18 protein-coding genes are annotated in these 20,064 nt (G+C 66.4%); 6 read left to right on the top strand and 12 right to left on the bottom strand.

The window, feature by feature from the left end; genetic code table 11:
* Nucleotides 1-41 precede the first annotated feature (41 nt).
* Entirely contained in the window at nt 42-401 is a 360-nt protein-coding gene (locus tag MLGJGCBP_RS35645; protein ID WP_160101710.1) for a nucleotide pyrophosphohydrolase, read from the bottom strand.
* Nucleotides 402-862: 461 nt separating this feature from the next.
* Nucleotides 863-1,417: an HNH endonuclease gene (locus MLGJGCBP_RS53860; protein WP_328799661.1), complete on the bottom strand. Its 555-nt coding sequence runs from the start codon at nt 1,415-1,417 to the stop codon at nt 863-865.
* 731 nt (nt 1,418-2,148) lie between these two features.
* Here MLGJGCBP_RS53860 and MLGJGCBP_RS35635 point away from each other — a divergent pair.
* Both MLGJGCBP_RS35635 and MLGJGCBP_RS35630 read left to right on the top strand, forming a co-directional pair.
* Entirely contained in the window at nt 2,149-2,535 is a 387-nt protein-coding gene (locus MLGJGCBP_RS35635; protein ID WP_160101706.1) for a TM2 domain-containing protein, read from the top strand.
* Between the two features lie 200 nt (nt 2,536-2,735).
* Entirely contained in the window at nt 2,736-3,104 is a 369-nt protein-coding gene (locus MLGJGCBP_RS35630) for a hypothetical protein (RefSeq protein ID WP_236581551.1), read from the top strand.
* Nucleotides 3,105-3,260: 156 nt separating this feature from the next.
* On the opposite strand, the gene MLGJGCBP_RS54435 is transcribed toward MLGJGCBP_RS35630, so the two are convergent.
* Nucleotides 3,261-4,352, bottom strand: a complete 1,092-nt coding sequence (locus MLGJGCBP_RS54435; RefSeq protein WP_442972137.1) for a DUF3761 domain-containing protein — start codon at nt 4,350-4,352, stop codon at nt 3,261-3,263.
* Nucleotides 4,353-5,980: 1,628 nt separating this feature from the next.
* A complete protein-coding gene (locus MLGJGCBP_RS35620) occupies nt 5,981-6,790 on the bottom strand; it encodes a HugZ family pyridoxamine 5'-phosphate oxidase (RefSeq protein ID WP_160101702.1) in 810 nt (269 codons plus the stop codon).
* A gap of 139 nt (nt 6,791-6,929) precedes the next feature.
* On the opposite strand from MLGJGCBP_RS35620, the gene MLGJGCBP_RS35615 reads away from it, so the two are divergent.
* The 3 genes from MLGJGCBP_RS35615 to MLGJGCBP_RS35605 all read left to right on the top strand — a co-directional run bounded on the left by MLGJGCBP_RS35615 (nt 6,930) and on the right by MLGJGCBP_RS35605 (nt 9,330).
* Nucleotides 6,930-7,397, top strand: a complete 468-nt coding sequence (locus tag MLGJGCBP_RS35615; protein WP_160101700.1) for an NfeD family protein — start codon at nt 6,930-6,932, stop codon at nt 7,395-7,397.
* The gene (locus MLGJGCBP_RS35610) at nt 7,394-8,266 is read left to right on the top strand and encodes a slipin family protein (RefSeq protein ID WP_160101698.1); all 873 of its coding nucleotides are present in this window, start codon (nt 7,394-7,396) and stop codon (nt 8,264-8,266) included. The genes MLGJGCBP_RS35615 and MLGJGCBP_RS35610 overlap by 4 nt, the downstream gene beginning before the upstream one ends.
* A 134-nt stretch (nt 8,267-8,400) precedes the next feature.
* Nucleotides 8,401-9,330, top strand: a complete 930-nt coding sequence (locus MLGJGCBP_RS35605) for a phosphodiesterase (RefSeq protein WP_160101696.1) — start codon at nt 8,401-8,403, stop codon at nt 9,328-9,330.
* Here the strand turns inward: MLGJGCBP_RS35605 and MLGJGCBP_RS35600 are convergent, their stop codons facing one another.
* On the bottom strand, nt 9,331-9,684 hold the full coding sequence (locus tag MLGJGCBP_RS35600) for a helix-turn-helix domain-containing protein (protein WP_160101694.1): 354 nt from the start codon (nt 9,682-9,684) through the stop codon (nt 9,331-9,333).
* 57 nt (nt 9,685-9,741) lie between these two features.
* Between MLGJGCBP_RS35600 and ppk2 the strand changes: the two genes are divergently transcribed.
* Complete coding sequence (ppk2, locus tag MLGJGCBP_RS35595) at nt 9,742-10,686, top strand: polyphosphate kinase 2 (protein WP_160101692.1); 945 nt, start codon at nt 9,742-9,744, stop codon at nt 10,684-10,686.
* On the opposite strand, the gene MLGJGCBP_RS35590 is transcribed toward ppk2, so the two are convergent.
* From MLGJGCBP_RS35590 to MLGJGCBP_RS35560, 7 genes are all read right to left on the bottom strand, one after another.
* A complete protein-coding gene (locus tag MLGJGCBP_RS35590) occupies nt 10,687-12,183 on the bottom strand; it encodes a stealth family protein (protein ID WP_442972136.1) in 1,497 nt (498 codons plus the stop codon). It lies immediately after the preceding gene.
* A 164-nt stretch (nt 12,184-12,347) separates the two neighbouring features.
* A complete protein-coding gene (locus MLGJGCBP_RS35585; RefSeq protein ID WP_160101690.1) occupies nt 12,348-12,773 on the bottom strand; it encodes a hypothetical protein in 426 nt (141 codons plus the stop codon).
* A gap of 270 nt (nt 12,774-13,043) precedes the next feature.
* The gene (locus MLGJGCBP_RS35580) at nt 13,044-13,466 is read right to left on the bottom strand and encodes an acyl-CoA thioesterase (protein WP_160101688.1); all 423 of its coding nucleotides are present in this window, start codon (nt 13,464-13,466) and stop codon (nt 13,044-13,046) included.
* 10 nt (nt 13,467-13,476) lie between these two features.
* Nucleotides 13,477-14,670, bottom strand: a complete 1,194-nt coding sequence (locus tag MLGJGCBP_RS35575; protein WP_160101686.1) for a DUF3322 domain-containing protein — start codon at nt 14,668-14,670, stop codon at nt 13,477-13,479.
* Nucleotides 14,667-17,954, bottom strand: a complete 3,288-nt coding sequence (locus MLGJGCBP_RS35570; protein ID WP_160101684.1) for an ATP-binding protein — start codon at nt 17,952-17,954, stop codon at nt 14,667-14,669. The genes MLGJGCBP_RS35575 and MLGJGCBP_RS35570 overlap by 4 nt, the downstream gene beginning before the upstream one ends.
* Complete coding sequence (locus MLGJGCBP_RS35565) at nt 17,951-18,556, bottom strand: DUF4194 domain-containing protein (protein ID WP_160101682.1); 606 nt, start codon at nt 18,554-18,556, stop codon at nt 17,951-17,953. Before MLGJGCBP_RS35565 ends, MLGJGCBP_RS35570 begins: the two co-directional genes overlap by 4 nt.
* A complete protein-coding gene (locus MLGJGCBP_RS35560; protein ID WP_160101680.1) occupies nt 18,553-20,049 on the bottom strand; it encodes a DUF3375 domain-containing protein in 1,497 nt (498 codons plus the stop codon). Before MLGJGCBP_RS35560 ends, MLGJGCBP_RS35565 begins: the two co-directional genes overlap by 4 nt.
* Between the last annotated feature and the right edge of the window lie 15 nt (nt 20,050-20,064).

Raw genomic sequence — 20,064 nt, 5'->3', positions numbered from 1 at the left:
GATTTCTCGCGGCCAGCAGGGCGCCAGCGCGACGAGCGGCATCAGCCTTCCCCCAGTTCTGTGTACTTCGTCGCCCTGCCCCGGGACTCCGCTTCCGGGTACTTCTTGTCGTTCAGCTCGACCTTTTTCCTCACGACTTCGGCGAGGTCGATATCCAGGACCTCAGCCAGCCGCAGCAGGTAGATGAATACATCGGCGACCTCTTCCTCGACATGCGCACGCGTCTTCGCATCCTGACCGACGGATGCGCTTTGCTCGGGAGTCAGCCACTGAAAGATTTCGGTGAGCTCGCCGACTTCGCCGCTGAGTGCCATCACAAGGTTCTTCGGGGTGTGGAATTGAGACCAGTCTCGGCGCTCGGAGAAGTTCGATACCAGTGACTGGAGATCTTCGATTCCCATGCCGAATTCTTATCACGCTCATCGGTTGAGCTCGACCGGGCACGACAGGCGGATCTGGAGGCATGCTTCTCCAGGCGATCCCCGCGAGCGAGATGTGAAATCTCCGGAGCTTTGATCGACAAGTGCACGTCGGCGGCGGACACGTGCTGCGGGCGCACGACAATCGGCGGACCCGAAAGGATGAGTGCTTTGCAGGGGCGAGGGTGACGTCGACCCTGACTGTTGTTGACGGATGGTCCGCTTAACAACGTACCGTTGCGGAACACGTTCGATCGGTTCTGGCGTTCCGAACCACAGCGACACCAGTGACGTGGTCGCCGACCCGACGCGGTGTCGGGCGTCAAGCCGCAGTTGCTACCGGATCGTCAGCACCGGCGGAAACCTTTCGCCCGGATCGTGACGTCCTGTTGGGCTTCAGGGCGGTCGCCGGCGTGGATGGCAGGTGTTCCGGCGGGGCCGGCTCAGGCCGTGTGCGGCTCGTAGTCGCGTACCCCGCGCCAGAGAATTGAGCCGACGGGCAAGGAGGCGAACAGCCCTTCGGCCGCGGATGACGTCCGTCGATACAGCAGAGGGAGCCGCGTTGTACGTGCAATCTCGGTGAGGTGTGGTCGCTCGAGCGCTCGGTCGACATGGGCGCGAACCGGGATGCTCGCCGACTTGTCCAGGTTGCACCGGCTGTCTGCCGCGACCAGGTTGGCGACACCGTCGATCGGGATCATCGACCAGGCCACCACGTGGTCGATATGGACATCGCCGGCCATCCGCCTGTCGCAATAGAAGCAGAGGTTGTTCTGGAGATCACGCAAGGGTTCCACCAGGGACCGCAGCGCTGTGCGATCCGTGCCGAACAGAAAGCCGTCCAGGTCCTCCCCGTCGAGTTCAGCGCGGTTGAAAGTGACGACGTCGTGGGTCCACGTGGTCCGGATGAAGGCCCGAAGTAGCGCGGAGGTGCGGCGCATGCCCTCCGGTATGCCGGGCCGAAGTGTGATCGCGCCGATACGGTCGACGTCGCCCACCGTCATCTTCTTGTGGAAACCTGATGCGTCGAAGAGGAAGTCGTCACGAGTGTCACGATCGCGCACGTGGGGGACCGTTTGAAGATGAGTGAGCGGTTGTTGCGCGACGGTAAGTCGCAGTGACCGGATGAGTCGTACGTAGTCTGGATGCCCCGCTTCGCGTGCGGCCTCCGCGGTTCTCAGATTCTCGGCGGCCAGCTGGATGCGAACGTCGGCGATCCGGTCCGGTATCGATCGGCCGCTCTTGTTCTGAGACAGTCGGCCACGATCGTTGAAGACGCGAACCTGAGGCCAGTAGTATGCCACGATTCGATGCGTGATCTCGTTGACAGGCACCATGAGACTGCCGTCCGGGGCGGGCGTGTTCTCCACGCAAATATCGACCAGCGCGAGCAACGTCGCCAACTTGTAAGTCGATTCACGACGCCCGGACTCGAGAAGCTGTACTACGCGACCGGCGACGTCGACGGGGTCGAGTGGTGTCACGCGCGCCACGTTACGTCAGCGGTCGGAGTGTCTCGGCGTCGGTCGTATCCGACGAAGTCGATTCATGTGCTCGAGAGATACGGTCAGACAACCGATACCGCGCTCGCGTCACGGGTGCTATCAAGTGAGCGGTGAACAGATTGCGAGGAGTTCAACCGCAGTGGGGGATGTCGGTACTGCTGGCTCAGCCCGTTCGCTTGCCCCACGTTCGGATCCGCACCCACTTCATCGAAGGAACGACTTCCATGACTCAGCCCCAGTACCCGTACGGCGACCAACCTCAGCAGCCGTATGGGCAGCAGCCCTTGGCGCATCCCGGTCAGACCTTCGGGCCGGGGTCGGGGATGCAACAGCCGGCAGCGTACGGCTACCACCCCGTCACGGGATTGCCGTACTCGCACAAGACGAAGCTTGCTGCCGGGCTTCTCAGTATCTTCTTCGGGTACTTCGGTGCCGGGCGCTTCTACGCGGGCCACACCGGGCTTGGGTTCGCGATGCTGATCGTGAACATCGTGCTCACGGTCGTCAGCCTGGGAATGTGGCTCTTCGTCGCGTGGATCTGGCCCGTTATCGACGGCATCGTCCTCCTCGCCGGCGAACCGAAGGACAAAAACGGACTCCCCCTGAGGTAGTACCGATGATGAAGCATTGTGTTTGGGTTGCCGTGCTTGCGGTCGTACTGACCGCGTGCGGTAACAACACGTCCGCGCCACCGCCCGCAGTTACGGCAACATCGGCGGCCCCTGTGCCAACAACGACTGCAGCAGCGGTTTCTCCGAGCCCGATGAATGCGCCACCACCGGCTCCGGTTGTCACGGTAGCCAGCGAGGCAGTGGCGACCCCGGAGCAGGTCAATGAGGAGCCCTTCGTCGTCGAGTGCTACGAAGGCACACCCGGACCGGCTCTGTGGAGCGACGGTACGACGTCCTTCTCGCAGTGGTGTTTCGATCAACTCGGCGGCGAGCGCTACCTAGAAGGCGAACGGCAAGCCAACGCGTTCGAATGTGACGGCGTCACTTGCCGTAATCCGTACACCGGCGGTTCGTACCCGGACCCGGCAGCGATTGCCTCGGATGTGGAAGTGCGAAGCCGAGCCGATGCCGAAGCGAGTGGCTGTGCGACCGGAGGCTGTCTCGAGGCCTACCGCGCATGCCGCGACGGTCTGGTCAGCGGAGATGGCTGCGCCTACTGGGGATTCTAAGGACTAACTGCATGGTGGTGCGGTCGGTGGTGGAGAGCGACTCGGGGCGATGCCTGCCATCCTGCTGATTGCGCCGGCTGTAGCTCACCGACAGGAGTGATCTTTCGCCCATCCGACGACCTCAGAGAGTTGTGGTCATTCTCGCGCGCCAGGTGCTCAGTACCACTCGGCTACTCCACCATGGCCTGAGCACGTCCCTCGTCTGCTTTGGCTGTATGAGTACGAACCGTCGTTGCATCGTGCGCTCGCGCCGGTCGGCGACGATCCGGGTACGGGTATGCAATTGCCGGCAGAATTTTCGTAATACCCCTCACCGCAGCCGTACCCTCCCTCAGGTTCGGGATCCGGCGCAGGGGCGGGAGCGGGAGCCGGCAGGGGCGGAGGTGGGGGAGGTGCGACCGGAACTGGTGCCGGCGCGATCGGCGCGACGCGAGTTAGTTCTTGTTGAACGGGAGGATTGGTAGGGGTTGGAGGGGGAGGCGCAATGGTTGTGGTCGGCTCGACGACGGGGCTTGGAGGTGGTGGTAGCGTCGCGCCACACTCACCCAGTACGCGCGCGATCGCGTCATGCTCACCTTGCGAGACCCACAGCCGATAGAGCGACTTGATATCGACCTGCTGGGCCACGTACGTGCAGCGGTACGACGAGTCAGATGGCAACCATGCTGAGGCGTCGCGCCGGGCCTTCTGCTCGAATGCAGTGGCGCCCACCGCCTGCAGGTTGCGCGGGTCGTTTGCCAGCGTGCGCAACTTTTGCTCGTCGAGCTGCTGCGCACCCTTCTGCCATGCATCCGCAAGGGCGACGACACGGTCGACCTGCACGTTGCCCGATACGTCCGCGTCGCTTGCGAATGTAAGCGTCTTATCCGAATAGGGATCCTCTAGTCGTCCCGAACGTACGGAGCATCCTCCAGAGCCCGATACGAGGACGACCTCTGTGAGATCCCGTCGCAGAATGTCATCGCGGGTGTCGCACCCATTTCTTCCGCTCTCGACCGCAACGTCGTCGGACCACGTCGACAGCCTGGCATCGTCAAACCCTGCGAGCGGCGCCGGCTCTGCGATGGCCAAGGTGTCGAGCTTCGCGAGTGCGGCGTTGGCTGCGACTGAACCATCGATGTGTGGGACTTTGGACGCGACCGCGAGAGGGCGCTCGACAGTCGTGGTCGGTGCAGATGTCGACGGAGCGCTCGTAGGTGCGGGGACGGACGAGCTTGCGATCTCGGCCGCCTGCTGGCTCTCGCGCATCTCGGGGTGAATCGCCGAGTCGAGGGCAGTCGAGGTTATGAACAACGCTGCCACCGCAGCGCCCCACAGAACTCTCCTCTTGACGGGTGACTTGCCCGGATTCTGTTGCTTCCATCCGCGAACGCGTGAAGGCCGAATGGTAGCGAAATACAATGCGCCAGCAGAGATCAGTAGTCCGAATACGTAAAATGCGATGCTGACCTCGCCGTCCATCGCAGCGCCGATGAGACAGATGAGGAAAAGGACTCCAATCAGTCCCACAACGACGCGAACGGCAGCCGACAGTGTGCGACGGAACCCTCCGCGGCCTTGCTGGTGAGCGTGTGAACTAGTTGCGGGATCGCGAGGGTCGTACATGATATCTCCGAGGCATTGCTAGCAGTGACGCGCAGGCGTTGTCCCTGGTTATCGCGCCTCTCGGTAGATCTGTTACGCGCAGGATCGGTGGGGCAATTTCTTCGAGCCGCTGCGTGAGTCGCCGCCGCGCGGGACGGTCCGATGATCTGAGCGACGTCAGCGCCGACCGTTGGTTCATCACAACGCAGGCCCTCCCGCGCCCGCGCCAGAAATTCGTTCGCTAGCGTTTCGAAGGACACCCTTCGCGGGTGTGATGCATTGCGAAACTATGGCTACGGCCTAATTTCCGCCTTGCTGCAATCGGCATTCTTCTTCGGTTGCTCCAGAATTCAGGCATTCGAACCATTTGCCTTGGATGTCACCGGATGTCGGTGGTTCGCCGCACATCTCACCACAGCGTTGGTAGTTCGGAACCGGTGAGCCGTCGGGCCAGACGCACCCACTCTCGTCGCAGGTGTAGCCCCGGCCCGAGGTAGTCCCGGGGTCCGACTGCTGCTCGGTCTTCTGTGTGAAGTAATAGTCGTTGCAGTCCTCGGTGTACATCAGGGTGCCGTCTGACATGTGGGTGGTGCCAGGCTCGTAGTTCTCGCTGATGTCGGCGCAGGCTACGACCGTGGCGCAAATACTTGTTCCACTCGACATGGGCGCCCCGAACTGATTTGTCGGTGCGGGCATCGGTTGGCTGCAGTCCACTGTTTCCGCCGGGGTGGCCTGGGGCTGAACCTCCGCGCTGGGTGGAGGTGCTGGGCTCGCTGCCGGAGGGAGTGTCGTCGCCGTTGTAGACGGCGGCGGCGTGTTGATGGTCGTCGTGGTGTCGACGTTTTCAGATTGCGAATTACATGCACAAAGCAGCAAGAAAGTTGCAAAGACCACTGCATACGCACGGCGACCTTTCGAATCCCACGAAACAGAATGCATCGCGACTCCCAAGACAAGTTCGACCGGATGAACTTTGATTGACGGTACGCGCGAGGGATCCCGCTGGTCCTGGGTCTGGGCGTCTGATATCGCCTCGCAACGTTGACGACCACGCGCTATTCGTTTCGTCTCGCTGGGTGGCACTATCGCGATGCCCGCGGCCGCTAGCGCGGTACGCGCATTGATCGCATATCTGACCCGGTCGGTCGAAAATGATTCAGGAACACGAATTTCAGCGATCGATGCACTGTGTCCAGGAGCGCCGTCGGCGAGAGTGGACGGGGGTCGTCACCACCTGCGAAAGCCCTCCCACGGCGACCGGACAGTTCAGCCCGGTCGCCGCGGGTGCAGCGTCACCGACCGGTCAGTGCCTGGGCCTTCTGCGTCAAAGCGACTGTCGCCGCGCGCAATTGGTCGGCGGATTGGAGTGGCTCCGCGTACCCGACGCGGGTGAACGCCTCGCCGCGGGGTGTGGTGACGCGCAGGTCCAGTCCGTAGCGGTCGGCTCCCTCGCAGGTGGCCGACTTCGCGTCGGGGAAGCCGCCGAGCGCCTGGGCCATCGCGCGCAGAGCGTCGGCGTGGTCGGCGTTGAGGTGCTCGATCGCCCGCCCGGCATGCGGGGTGATGGGGTCGGCCGTCGCGGCGGCGTAGGACTCTTCGGTCGCGGAGTCCATCCGCCCGTAGCCGCCGACCCACCGCACGCGCTGGACCCGCAGCACCCAGAGCGAGAAGTCGCTGAAGTCGATGTAGACGTGCGCCGCCGGGATGGCTGCGAGGTGTGCCTCGCGGGCGGCGGCGAGTTCGTCGCCTTCCGGGCGATAGACGTACCCGGCGAGCGTGATGCGGGTGCTGGCCAGCGGATCGGACGGCGGGTTCGGTGCGACGATCGCGATGCTGGCGCGGGGGTCGTGCGCGAGGTTGCGGCCGTGCTCGGCCATTTGCGACACGCACAACACGGGGGAGCCGTCGAGTAGGCCGTAGGTGACGAACGACGCCCACGGGTCGCCGTCCCTGGTCAGGCTTGCGAGGGTGCCGACATTGGTGGTGGCCGCGACCGTCCGGGCCTCCTCCGCAGCGGACGGGCGGGCCGGGTTGTCGACCTCCGACAGCGGCGGCGGCACGGTCGGGGCGTCGCCGGGATCTCCATGGTCTGTGTTGGTCATTCTCGGAACGGTACCCCGCCGCGAATTGCCGGTGGCATTGCCGCCCACCTGCGCTTACCGTTGAACTGAGGGCTCGATCGCCGAGTGGCTATGCGAGCGCGACCGGGTCCTCGCGAAGCGTGATCGTGGGTGATGCGAAATGACCGCGTTGGGCGTACTGGCGCTGGTGCTGGGTGTGCTGTTGATCGTCGTCGAGGCGCACGCACCGACCGCGGGTGTGCTCGGCGGGATCGGGGCGCTGTTCGTCGGCGCCGGGGTGTGGCTGCTGTTCACGTCCAGTGACACCGCGCAGATGATCGCCATCCCGGCCGCCGCGGGAGTGGCGGTGGTCGGTGTGGGTCTCGCCGTCGTGGGCGGCCGGAAGGCACTCGCCGCCGGGCACGCGCCCGTGCGCACCGGAATGCAATCCCTCATCGGATCCGACGCCACCGTCCGCAACTGGAAAGGCCGGCAAGGTCAGGTCGAGGCCGCCGGCAGCCTGTGGCGGGCGCAAACCCTATTCGGGGACGACGAGACCCCGACCGCGGGCGACTCCGTCGTCGTCGAGCAGATCCGCGGACTCACCCTCACCGTGCGCCGCCGCGAACCCTGGGAGCTGGAGATATGACCACCATCATCATCATCCTGTGTGTCGTCATCACCCTCCTCGCCGTCGTGGCGAGCAGCTCGATCCGGGTGCTCCGCGAATACGAGCGGGCCGTCGTGTTCCGGCTCGGCCGGCTGGTCGATCTGAAGGGCCCGGGCCTCGTGCTGCTGATCCCGGCGATCGACCGGATGGAACGGGTCAGCCTGCGGACCGTGACCCTGAAGATCCCCGTCCAGGAAGTGATCACCCACGACAACGTGCCGGCCAAGGTCACCGCCGTCGCCTACTTCCGGGTGGTCGACGCCGACCGGGCGATCGTCGAGGTCGAGGACTTCCTCGCCGCCACCCTGCAGATCGCCCAGACGACCCTGCGCTCGATCCTCGGCAAGGCCGACCTCGACTCCCTCCTCGGCGAGCGGGAACGCCTCAACGAAGACCTGCAGAAGGTGATCGATCAGCAGACCGAGCCGTGGGGCGTGAAGGTCACCACCGTCGAGATCAAGGACGTCGAGATCCCCGCCAACATGCAGCGGGCCATCGCCCGGCAGGCCGAGGCGGAACGCGAGCGCCGCGCCAAGATCATCAACGCCGAAGCCGAGTTCCAGGCGTCCACGAAACTCGTCGAGGCCGCCGACGTGATCAGCCGCAACCCCACCACCCTGCAGCTGCGCTACCTGCAGACCCTGAGCGCGATGGGCGGCGAGAACAACTCCACCGTCGTCTTCCCGATGCCCCTCGACTTGGTCCGCCCGTTCCTCACCGCGGCCAAGGACGCAGTAGCCACGGATGACGGCGACGAGCGCGCCCGGTTCGAGGCCCAGGCCAACCTCGCCGCGATGATTCCGCCCGCCGGGCCGGAGACACGCACCCCGCACCACGCACGAAACTGACGTGCCCCACCGTTCACCGTCCGGCCACCACGAGTACCCCGGGCGGTGACCGCGGTGCGCTTGGCTAGGGTTGGACAACCAGCAGGAGTCCACCCGGGCACCTCCCCGTCGGGGCGAGCGGAAGCGAGAGACCGATGAGCGGCACCGAGGCAGCCGACATACGGACGGCCGAGTATCCGCGACCGTCGCACTTCGTGCTGCACCTCAGCGACACCCATCTCGTCGACGACGACCTGCTGTACGGGGCCGTCGACAGCGAGGCCACGCTGCGGCAGATCTTCACCGAGATCGAGGCGTCGCACGCCCGCCCGGACGCACTGGTGTTCACCGGCGACCTCACCGACCGTGGCCAGCCCGGCGCCTACGAGAAGCTGCGGGGGATCGTCGAACCGGTGGCCGCGTCGCTCGGTGCGCAGGTGATCTGGGCGATGGGCAATCACGACGACCGCGGCCACTTCCGGCATGAACTGCTCGGGCAGGAAGCGTCGTACGAGCCGATCGATCACGTCCACGACGTCGACGGGCTACGCATCATCACCCTCGACACGACCGTCCCCGGGCGCCACCACGGCGAGATCTCCGAGAGCCAATTGATCTGGCTGGCACAGCAGCTCGCGGTCCCGGCGCCGCACGGGACCATCCTGGCGCTGCATCACCCGCCGGTGCCGTGCGTCCTCGACCTGGCGGTGCTGGTGGAACTACGCGGCCAGCCGCGCCTCGCCGACGTGCTCCGCGGCAGCGACGTCCGGTCCATCCTCGCCGGACACCTGCACTACTCGACGACGGCGACGTTCGCGGGCATCCCCGTCTCCGTCGCGTCGGCCACCTGCTACACCCAGGACCTCAACGTCCCCGCCGGGGCACTGCGCGGACGCGACGGCGCCCAGGGATACAACCTCGTGCACGTGTACCCGGAGACGGTCGTGCACTCGGTGGTCCCGATGGGCAGCTACGACACCGTCGGCGAATACGTCACCGCCGAGGAAACCGAGCAGCGGCTCGCGGCCGAGGGCGTGCGAATCCCCGACGCCGGCGAGCAGGCCGTCAAGCCCGTCCGGGTCTGATCAGCTGCTGCGCGGGAACTGCTCCCGGTAGGCCATGACGTCGGAGAGCCGGAACCGGCGATGGGTGCCGCGCATCTCGATGGGCAGCGCGCCGGAGTCGGCGAGCCGGCGAACATAGGTGTCGGAGACGCCGAGGACCTCCGCCGCCTGCGACGTGGTCAGCAGGTCCGCCACCGCGCCGAGCGCCACGCTCTGACCGTCGGCGAGGAGGGTGAGCAGTTCGAGGACGGCGTCCCGCGCGGAGTCGGGCAGCACCATCCCGTCGAGGGTGACGACCGGCGACCCGTCGAGGGCGGTCCGAAGCTCGGCCGCGGCCTTGGAGCCGAGCGCGGAAACGATGTGGTCGATGCTCATGTGGTCCACGATCTCATGAGACCCACCGGCGAGCCGTCACAGCGGTAGCCTTTGAGAATGGACGAGTTGCACCATCCCACTGCCTTCGAACTCGCGCGCGCCGACCAGATCGACGTGACACCGGAGATCGACGAAATCGGTGAATTGCTGCGCAAGTCCGGCCGGAAACACGCGGTCGACGACGAGGACGAGCCCTGGCGGCACGGCTACCCGTACGACAAGAAGATGACGCGGCGGCAGTACGAGAACCGCAAGCGGAAACTGCAGATCGAACTGCTCAAGTTCCAGGCGTGGGTGAAAGAGAACAGCGAGAAGGTCGTCATCATTTTCGAGGGCCGCGACGCAGCGGGTAAGGGTGGCGCGATCAAGCGGTTCACCGAACACCTCAACCCTCGTGGCGCGCGGGTGGTGGCGCTGGAGAAGCCCACCGAACGCGAACGCACCCAGTGGTACTTCCAGCGGTACGTGCAGCACCTGCCCGCGGGCGGGGAGATCGTGATGATGGACCGCTCCTGGTACAACCGGGCCGGCGTCGAACGCGTCATGGGCTACTGCACCCCCAACGAATACCTCGAGTTCACCCGCTCTGCGCCGGAGTTCGAGCGGATGCTGGTGCAGTCGGGCATCCACATCGTGAAGTTCTGGTTCTCGGTGGGCCGGGAAGAGCAGCACGCCCGGTTCGTCTCCCGCAGCACCGACCCCGTCAAGCAGTGGAAACTCTCACCCACCGACCTCGCGAGCCTCGACAAGTGGGACGCTTACACGGAGGCGAAAGAGGCCATGCTGTTCTATACCGACACCCCGCACGCGCCGTGGACCGTCGTGAAATCGAACGACAAGAAACGGGCCCGGCTCGAGGCGATCCGCTGGGTGCTCCACCGGTTCGACTACGACGGCAAGGACGCACGTCTCGTCGGCAAACCCGACTCGCTCCTCATCGGTTCTCCCGCAACGGTCTACGACGAGGGCGAGCGTCCGGCGGACGCGTTCCCCAACGTCTGATCAGGCCCGGGTCTCCCACGGCGCCGGGATCGGGAAGTAGTTCTCCAGGAACTGCGTCACCTTCCGGGTCCGCAACTCCAGGTCGATCTCGGGTGCGCTGCCGTCGTTGAGGCAGAAGAAGTCCATCGACCGTTTCGCGAGCAGCGAATCCATGTCGCGGAGCCCCGACTTCATGGTGGTGTCGACGTACTTCACCCGCGCCGCCGTCTGCACCACCGCGCGGCCGCTCATCAGGGCGTAGTAGTGATACAGCGAATTGGTCACCGAAATGTTGGAGCTGGCCCGGAAAGTGCTTGCGGCCGTGGCGGCGAACTCGTCGGGGAACTCCTTCTCCATCTCCTCCATCACGCTCTTGCGGAGCGGGGTGGCGGCGTGCTCGAGGTGCCGGGTGGTCATCAGCCCGAACCGGTCCTGCAGCAGCCGGCGGTTGACGCGGGCCGCGTTCTCGAAGCCGCTGCGCTCGTCGTCGTTGTGGCCCAGCCCGATTCGGGTGGTGGCCTCGATGAACATCGTGATCCCGCCGGGGGAGAAGAACATCTGCGGGCCCACCGCGCGGCCGAAGAACATGTCGTCGTTCGAGTACAGGAAATGCTCGGCGAGACCGGGGATGTGGTGCAGCTGGCATTCCACGGCCTGCGAGTTGTGGGTGGGCAGCACCGACGGGTCGGCGAAGAACTCCTCACTGGGCACGAACGTCACCCGCGGGTCGTCGGCGAGCCACGCCGGACGGTCGGAATCGGTGGCCACGAAGATGCGGCGGATCCACGGCGCATACATGTGCACCGAACGCAGCGCGTATTTGAGTTCGTCGATCTGCCGGAACCGGGCGGCGGAATCGTCACCCTCACCGACCACATAGTTCTGCATCCGCTTCGCGCGCTGCGCCTGGAACTCCGCCGACGAGCCGTCCACCCAGGAGAACACGAGGTCGACGTCGAAATTGAGGTCCGACGCGTGGTCGGCGAACATGTTCTCGATGGTCGGCCACACCCGCCCGAACCGCTCTACGGTGCCGCGGACCGCCTCCTCCGACCGCACCACACGGCGGGTCAGCGAATTCTCCATCGGCAGCACGATCTCGTCGTCGCTGATCGACCACAGTTCGATCTGCACGCCCGTCGACGCCCCGTACGCCAGACCGCTCGTCAGGTGCACCCGCGGCCGGAACAACCGGAAGATGCGGGCCTTCGACGTCGCGGACAGCCGGCCGTCCGAGACGAGGACCGCGGGACCCTTGGAGTCGACGGTCTTCGAGTAGAACGGACGGTCCTCACACGCCGCGACGAGCGCGGCACGCAACGCCTTGCGCTGCGCCCAGTTGATCGCGATCACCGGGCGTTCGTCGTTGCCCCGCACCAGGAGGTACGCGATGCCGGCCGCGTCGAGGACGTCGCGGACGAACAACAGGTCCTCGACCATCGCCTCGTGCGGCGTCGTATGCGTGATCGCCAGTGCGAACCGGCCCTTGAACCGCACCACGTCGGGACGGTCCCGCAACCGCGACGACGCGGCGGCGGAGGCATGCGCGACAGCGTCGGCGGTCTCCTGCTCCGGAGGAACCAGGTACACGTCGTGCGGAGCAGAAGAATGAGTAATGTCGGGCCTTCCGGTGAGGGTCGCGAGTGCGAACAGTGCCAGTGTAAGCCCAGGTTGCGGGACGGTCAGTCGAGGACCGTGAAGAACGAGTCGCCGTCCTCCGCCGACCCGTCGATCTGACCGCGGTCGGTGCGCGAGTCCTCCACGATCACACCCTCGACGACGGAGGCGTGCTTGGTTCCGAACACCGGAATGTCGATCTCCTCGTCGTCGATGACCCGGTCGACGTCCTCGGTCAACTCGTCGTCGGGCAGATCCCGCAGCGACACCTCCTGCTGCTGCTCCAGCGGGGTATCGGGCTCCTCCTCGGACAACTTCTCGTCGAGCGACTCACCCTCGCGCTCCTCGTTCAAGGTGGTACCGAACCGGTCGGCCTCACTCCAGCCGTCGGGCGGATCGACGACGTCGTCGCCGTCGTTGTTGCGCACGTCGTCGGAGTCCAGGCTCTCGCTGGGGCTCAGCGTGTCACCGGGCCCGTCTTCGATACTCATAACGATCAAATGCCCAGATCAGGCCTGGTTGAAACTTCGATGGTCGAGGGCCATTGCGTGCTGTCACTGCCTGTCAGCGTCGGGGTCGCCGGACGATTCGGATGCCAGTTCCGCGCGAGTGAAGCCGTACCGCTCGATCGCTGCATCGAGATCTGTGCGCCGACCGGTGTCGGTCGCTTCACGAGTGAGTACCAGTGCGAGGTCACGGAGATCGCGCGGGCTCGTCATAGGAACACGATACCGATCTCTACGCAGTTCTACAGGCGCCAATCACGGCGTCCGAACAGCCAGTTCGCTCCGCAGCGTCTCGAGCGCCGCAATCTGCGCCGGCGACCACGGCGCCGAGTTCACGCGGCTCGAATCGAGTTGGACGAGGGTGGCGGTCACCTCGGCGGCCTGCACGCCGTCCTGCTCGATGGTGATCAGCAGCGTCAGCGACGTGGTGCCGATCCGGTCCAGCGTGACGACGACGTCCGCGTCGCCGGTGAACAGTTCGCGCCCGAAGTTGCTGACGACGTTGACGACGGCGGTCTGCGTGACCGGGTCGAGCAGGTCGCCGCACGCCTCGCCGATCGCCCGCGTCCACGCCGCGGCCGCCGCATCGTGCGCGCAGTAGAACGGCACGTGGCGGCTCACGGACTCCGGGGCATCCGGGCGCGGGTTGTTCCCCAGGGGGATCGTGTAACGAGGCATGGATCGGACATTACTTGCTGCCCGGACGGGCGTCGCAGTCGGAGGACGCCGATCGCAGGCCAGGGCCGAATGCGGCGAGCAGTTGCTCGAGCACGTACGGCCAGGGGATGCGCTCCTGCTCCAGTCGGAGATCACCCTCGCGCAAGCACTCCAGGGCCGCGGCTTCGGACCCGGTCAGGTGGGACACTTCGTTGAACGTCGGTGACTGTTCCCGGACCGCGAGAACCCGCCACCGATCCAGGGTGGCCTCATCCATCAACAGACTCCGCACGTGCGGAAGATGCCGGCGCAGACGGTCGAGGATGGCGAACCCGTGGCTATCGAGGTCGCCCCAATACCAGACTTCCGAGTGGGCCACCCACGGGACGCCGGCCAGTTCGTGCACCGTGTAGCCGCCGCCGTGCACGGCCACGGTGTCCGCCAGCGGAGGTAGCGCGTACAGGCCCTCTTTATTCTCGAGAATCAGGACCCGCGCCGGGTTCAGCGACAGCGTCGTGAGTTCCTCCAGTGAGGTGGCGAAGCGCCGCGGACTGCCGGCCAGCAGATCGGGATCGCACAATGCGACGTCGCGCAAGTGGGGAAGGCCCCGGATGCCGAGGTCGCGGCTGCCGCGAACGCCTTCGAGCAGCGTCTCCACCACGCCACGGTGACGCGCGAGCCATTTCGTGCCGACCCCCGGAACGGGAAGCTGGCGAATGAAATACCCGGAGTTCGGGTGGTCGCTCAACCACCGCGCAATGGTTGTCAGCCTGCCGAAGTCGTCGTCGTCCAGATCGAGCCACTTTGCCGCGGTCGCGGCAACCGCTGCCGACAACGCCGGGGTGCCGGGGCCCAGCCGGTCGACGAGGGCGTCGCGGCGCATCACCAGGGCGCGCCATTCGGATCCGCGGCCACCCTCGGACGCGATCTGACCGGCCCCGGCCAGCGTCAGCCGCACCGGCACCTCCTGGGTGCCGAAGCTCGGCCACCGCCGCGTCGCCCACTCCACCCGGCCGTCGCCGGTGTAGCCGCGCCAGGCGCGTACCCACGCGACAACCGTGTCGGGATCCTCGGCAATCTGCTGCTCGGACGGCGGATGCAGCGCCACCGTCAGCGAATCCTGGTCGGCGAGTGCGGAGTCGGTCAGCCAGCGCCGTCGGCGACTCGAGTAGGTGGTCTGCGCCTTCGCTGCGGCGGCGGGCGGCAGAACACACCGTGCACTCATGTGTCACTCACGTCGTCGAATTCGATGAGGCTGAGTTCGGTGTGCATCCGGTCGCGGATACTCACGGTCACGGCTCCGCCGATGTACTCCTCGAGTGTGCCGAGCAACTTCAGCGGCGTCGCCAGCACCATGTGGAAACCGAACTGCGCGAACACGTCCAACGCTCGGCGCGTGTACGCGGAGTCGGCGCGGTCGAACGCCTCGTCCAGGATGACCGTGCCGTAACGGGGAAGGTCGGTGCCGTCGGGTGCGAGCTGATACCGCAAGGCCGCTGCCAGACAGAAGAACACGAGTTTTTGCGCCTGACCGCCGGACAGCCCGGAGCTCGAATCGTGGTAGTTGCGAGCCTCTCCGGTGCCGTCGATCTCGACGCCGATGAATCCCACGTGCAGGCGAGTGTCCAGGACCTGCCGCTGCCAGCGCTGATCCGCGGGTTCCTTCGAGGCCAGCCGCTCCAGCACCGCCGCCATCCGCTCGAATCGCTCCTCGGCCGCGGGGCGCTGCTCGATGTCCCAACCACCGCTCGTGATCCGGGTCAGGTCGTCCAGAAGGTCGGCCGCCGCCGGCGACCGTCGCTCGCGGACGTCGATGCGCAACCACCGGTCGGTGTCGAACGCGGAGCGGCGCAGCGAGTCGTTTACCGGGTCGATCCGGGAACGGATCTCCGCCGGCGCCTTACGGATCGTGCGAGCGAGTTCGCCGATGTTGCGGTGTGACTGGTCGTGCAGCAGCTGGAAGAACCGATCTTCGTACCGGGGGAGACCGTCGGAGCGCAGCCGTTGGAGAATCGCCAGGGCGTCGTCGACATATTCGGCGTCGACCCGCAGCTCACCGCCGCGGGACTCCCACCGCGCCAGATACTGGGACAGGATCCGGACGATCGACGCGCCGGCGGCGGACACCGCGTTCTGCGCCTCACCCCTGTCCGTGCCGATGCCCTGGCCCACCTCGAACAGTGCCCTGTCGATATTCTCCGACGTGACGCGGCGCGCGAACTTCTGAAACCGCGCCTTGATCCGGGCGGCCACCGCATCGGGAGCCGTCTCGCCCGCGTCGAGTTCGGCCTGCGCGATCCTGGCCTCGAGTTCCGTGAGCGCCGTCCGGTGCACCGTCAACGCCGTGTCCGCCTGACGCCGGGCCGCGTCGGCCTCGTTCTCCGCCTTCTTCGCGAGCTCGAGGGCGGCCGACACCGCGGAATGCTCCGGGTTGTCCTGCTGCCAGGAGTCGAGGCGGCCGTCCACCGCATCGACGGCGGCCTGCGCGGCGCTGACGTCGACATCCGTCCACTGCGCATCGAGGATCGTCTGCGCTGCGCGATTCTGCCGGGCGATCCGCTGATCCTCACGGTCCAGCGCGTCGAGTCGGCTCGTCACGCCCGCGATCGTGACGTCGAGATCCGCGATTCGACGGCGAATGTCCTCGAGCTTGGTTTCGTTGTCGAATCCGAGAACCCACCGCCGTCGGTCGTCGATGCGGCTCCGGTCATCCTTCTCGTGCCGCTCCGCGGAGTGCTTGACCTGCCCGGCGCGTGTCACGGCGCGGGGGTGATCCGCGAAGCCGGCCGCCGAGTCGACGCACGCGTAGTCGTAGCGGTCGGCGAGATGGTGGTGGATCCACGGTGCGAGCGGACCGTCGGTGACCTCTACTCGGCGCACCAGCGACAGCGCCCCGGTTTTCGGCACCGTTGACGGTGTGGCGCCGACCCGCACCCGGCGATACACGAGCCGCGCGCCGAGATGGGTGGCGTCAACGGCCGCCGCGACCGCCGGATACACCTCCTCCGGGACCAGGAGGGTGCGGCCGAGGCCGCCGAGGACCCGTTCGATGGGGCCGGTCCACTCGGAGTGCTCGTCCCGGACCGCGATCAGCTCGCCCGCGAACGGCACGGCGTCGTCCGGCACACCCGCGGCGGAACAGATCGACTCGCGGGCGCGGAGCAGACCCGGATCGATGTTGGAGCGTCTGCGGGCGATGATCTCACGATCGGTGACCAGCTCGGCGCGCTCCTTTTGGGCGGCGCCGCGCTGTTCGGCGAGGGGATAGCGGTCACCGAACCGCTCCTCGTGGGTGGTGGACGCCTGACGCAACTGGTCCTCGAGTTGCCCACGTAACCGCGCGAACTCCTCGGCGGTCTCGGGAACGGTTCCCTCCCAGGCCGACACGGCCTCGGCGATCTGATCCCGCCTGGCGCGCACCCGCGCCAACGTCTTCAGTTCGGCGTCTCGTTGCGCGTGGAGGGTGGCCAGCCGGCCGCCCCCGACGCCCTCGAGTTTCACGGTCAGATCGAGGGTTTCCTGGCGGGCGCGTTCGGCTGCTGCCGTGGCCTCGGTCGCGCCCGACTCCAGCAGGGGAGTCAGGGCGCGGCGTTCGGTGCGATCACCGCACAGCAGCGACAACGTCATCTCGGCGTGGACCGTCCCGAGATGCGCGTTCTCCTCCTCCGTGTCACGCAGGGACTGCAGGCCGCGTCGCCGGGTGTCGGCAAGCTCGACGAGCGGTGTGAGCATCTCGACCTGAAGCCGTGCATCGACGACGACGCGGTGCGCCTCTTGCAGATCGTGGAACTGGTTGACCGCGCGCTCGGCCATCGCGAAAGTGCTCGGGGTGTCGAGCATGTAGTCGCGAAACAACTGGTCGAGGCTGCCGAGGCTCTTCGCGGACAAGGTGCGGTGCAGCAGCCGCTGTGCACCTTCCGTCGAGATGCCCAGGCGGGAGCGGAAACTGCGGGCAAACGGCGCGTACGTCGGGTTGACGGCCGCCTCCGGCCACCGTTTACGTATTCCCCGAGTGTCGATTCCGCGGGCCATGAACGCGCTGAAATCTGTCAGGTCGAGTTCGTGGTCGAGAATGAGGTGGAGGTGGCTGACATCGCCGGCCGCGTTCTGGCCCCGCCCGAGCTGCATGAGCTTGACGAGGGTGATCGGCGGATCGTCGGTGTCCGTGCGGTAGGTGAGGGCGATGCCACTCCACGTCGCGCCGGTGCGCAGGTACGAGGCGACCAGACCCTCCGTGTCCGCGCCTGCCTCCCGCCGCCACGCACCCCGGATGTACGTGACGAAGTTGCGTCCCGAGTTCGTGGTCTCCTGCGCCGCCGCGTTGAACCGCAGCTGATTGCCCGGGACCAGCACCGCCGAGATGGCATCGATGAGCGTGGACTTGCCGGAGCCGGAATTGCCGGTGATCAGGAAACCCTTGCGGGCCACCGCGAGGTCGTGGTGGCCGTGCAACGTCCCCCAGTTGACGACCTGCACGCGCGCGAGACGACGTTGACCGGGATGGATCACGGTGTGCCCTCCTCCAGAATCCGCCGGAACTCCGCTTCGACGAGCGCAACCTGTTCGGCGTCGAACAGTTGCCGCAACACCGGGGAGACCTCCATGCGATCGTCGGTCGACGTCTTCGTGAGCAGCGAATACTTGTCGAGTTTCTTCCACGACGCGTTGATGCGCTTCGCGTAGCCGGCGGGATCGGTGTCGCTCGCCGCGCGATACATCTCGAGCTGTTCGCGCAGTTCGTCGAGATCGACGATCACTCGTTCGCCCGGTTGCGCGCGCAGCAGACGTTGGCGTAACGCCAGCAGCATGACCGTGTCCATGAAGGTCAGACGCTCGGTGCGCAGCACCGTGGGAGTACCGGCGTCGCCGGTTTCGGCGGGGCGGGTGAACGCCAGTTCGTTGTCGTCGTCGATGACGAGCACGAGAAACACGTCGGCGAGCCGGGACCGGAGGAGGCGCTCGTCCCGGATCACCGCGCGCCACACTTCGGGGTGCTTGGACGCGGTGACGAGCGGGCCCTTGAGCAGCTGCACGAAGGCGCGCCGTGTCTCCAAGTCCAGTTCGCCGGTGTCTCCGGGGTAGTGGCCGCGGGTGGTCGGCTCGTCGCTCATGTCGGGCTCCCCGTGGGTTCGAATGCCGGCCGGGCGGTGAACTCGTCGGCCGCCGGATCGAACAGGCGACGACGGATCGTCGCCCGACGTGCGACGCCGGCGCCCGAGATCCAGTGAATGTCTTCGGTGCCGTCGATCGCGTGCCCGTGGTGAGTGGCAAGGACCATCAATCCCACTGCGCTCGCGAGTCCCTGAGTGGCGGGGTAGTCGCGCAGGACGTCACCGATCGTGGCGCGACCGTGCGCCCGCAGAGTGGCCGCGACGTTGTCGGACAATTCGTCCATATCGATCTCGGATTCTCGGACGAGCCTTCGAAGTTCGTCGAGATCGACAGTGCCGGCGTCATTGGTGAGCACCGGTTCGGTGACGAGGTTGTCGGCGGGGTTGTGCAGGCGAAGAGCTGCGACCGATTCGAGGGTCATGCCCACGCGCACCAGGTCGAGATCGAGCAGGTCGTAGGGCCGACGATGTTTGGCCACGGCGACGGCGCTCTGCTGTGCGCTGCGCAGCAACCGCTGCAGCCGGCGGTGTTCCTCGTAGTGGCGCGACTGGACGAAGTGACGCAGCGAGCGGGACAGTGAGGTCATCGTCGAATGCACCTCGGAGCCGGCCGTTTCCATCTCCGTCAGCAAGGTCCGGAACCGCAATCTCTGATCGGTGGTCAGCATGGCGGCGAACGGCCGCTGCAGCACCGCGTCGATCCACTCGTCGATCTGAGACGACCGGGCCGGATCGAGAATCATGTCGTAGAACGCGGTGAAGCTGCGACCGGCGTCGGAGTCGCCGATGAGGTCGACGCCGCGGAACACATCTCCCAAGGTGTCGCCGCGGTCACCGTCGTCGTCGAGGATGCGGGCCCGCAGATCGCGGTTGAGTTCCTCGAGTTCGGCGCGGACCCGGGCGAAGTCGGCAGGGACCTCCGAGGCCAGCGCGAGAATCTCCGCGGAACGCTCGACGGCACGGTCGCCGTCGAGGACCGGGAAGACCCCCGACTCCACCGCCGCGATCTGCTGATCGATCGCCGCCCGTTCGGTCAGCAGCGCGGTGAGACGAGTTTCCGTGCGGGGATCGGAATCCCGGGCCAGAGCCCGCAACTGGGTGGAGAGCGTGGTCAGGCGGGATTCGGTGGCCGAACTCGCCTGACTGGTGAAATTCGCGACGAACGCCATCGCGGCGAACGCGCCCTCGGTCGGTTCCAGAGTCTCCTCACGGGTACCGACCGCGGCTCGGCGGAGCAGATAACCGGACCGCACCCACTCGGTGCAATACGCCTGACCGGTACGCGGGAAGTCGAGGCCTTCATCGCGCATGGTCTGAAGGTCGGAGTCCAAGCGGGCGAACAGTTCCGGAGCCGGGAGGCGTCGGGTTCCGTGATCGAAGTGCCGGCCCAGCAGCGCCAGAATCGCCGGCGCCGTGTCGGCCCGCAGCAACGTCCACGCGGCGTGGTCCTGGCGCAGGCGAAGAAGCCGATGGACGTCGGCGGTGATGGACATCGGACTCCTCTCGTT

Source organism: Rhodococcus sp. T7 (assembly GCF_009872365.1).
Lineage (GTDB): Bacteria > Actinomycetota > Actinomycetes > Mycobacteriales > Mycobacteriaceae > Rhodococcus_F.
Note: the sequence above shows the minus strand (reverse complement) of the source record. Positions and strands in the feature narration are given on the sequence as shown.

What these genes read in the sequence shown, in the direction of transcription:
- MLGJGCBP_RS35645 (WP_160101710.1), bottom strand. Translation starts at nt 401, where the DNA reads ATGGGAATCGAAGATCTCCAGTCACTGGTATCGAACTTCTCCGAGCGC.
- MLGJGCBP_RS35635 (WP_160101706.1), top strand. Translation starts at nt 2,149, where the DNA reads ATGACTCAGCCCCAGTACCCGTACGGCGACCAACCTCAGCAGCCGTAT.
- MLGJGCBP_RS54435 (WP_442972137.1), bottom strand. Translation starts at nt 4,352, where the DNA reads ATGCGCGAGAGCCAGCAGGCGGCCGAGATCGCAAGCTCGTCCGTCCCC.
- MLGJGCBP_RS35620 (WP_160101702.1), bottom strand. Translation starts at nt 6,790, where the DNA reads ATGACCAACACAGACCATGGAGATCCCGGCGACGCCCCGACCGTGCCG.
- MLGJGCBP_RS35615 (WP_160101700.1), top strand. Translation starts at nt 6,930, where the DNA reads ATGACCGCGTTGGGCGTACTGGCGCTGGTGCTGGGTGTGCTGTTGATC.
- MLGJGCBP_RS35610 (WP_160101698.1), top strand. Translation starts at nt 7,394, where the DNA reads ATGACCACCATCATCATCATCCTGTGTGTCGTCATCACCCTCCTCGCC.
- MLGJGCBP_RS35605 (WP_160101696.1), top strand. Translation starts at nt 8,401, where the DNA reads ATGAGCGGCACCGAGGCAGCCGACATACGGACGGCCGAGTATCCGCGA.
- MLGJGCBP_RS35600 (WP_160101694.1), bottom strand. Translation starts at nt 9,684, where the DNA reads ATGAGCATCGACCACATCGTTTCCGCGCTCGGCTCCAAGGCCGCGGCC.
- ppk2 (WP_160101692.1), top strand. Translation starts at nt 9,742, where the DNA reads ATGGACGAGTTGCACCATCCCACTGCCTTCGAACTCGCGCGCGCCGAC.
- MLGJGCBP_RS35585 (WP_160101690.1), bottom strand. Translation starts at nt 12,773, where the DNA reads ATGAGTATCGAAGACGGGCCCGGTGACACGCTGAGCCCCAGCGAGAGC.
- MLGJGCBP_RS35580 (WP_160101688.1), bottom strand. Translation starts at nt 13,466, where the DNA reads ATGCCTCGTTACACGATCCCCCTGGGGAACAACCCGCGCCCGGATGCC.
- MLGJGCBP_RS35575 (WP_160101686.1), bottom strand. Translation starts at nt 14,670, where the DNA reads ATGAGTGCACGGTGTGTTCTGCCGCCCGCCGCCGCAGCGAAGGCGCAG.
- MLGJGCBP_RS35565 (WP_160101682.1), bottom strand. Translation starts at nt 18,556, where the DNA reads ATGAGCGACGAGCCGACCACCCGCGGCCACTACCCCGGAGACACCGGC.
- MLGJGCBP_RS35560 (WP_160101680.1), bottom strand. Translation starts at nt 20,049, where the DNA reads ATGTCCATCACCGCCGACGTCCATCGGCTTCTTCGCCTGCGCCAGGAC.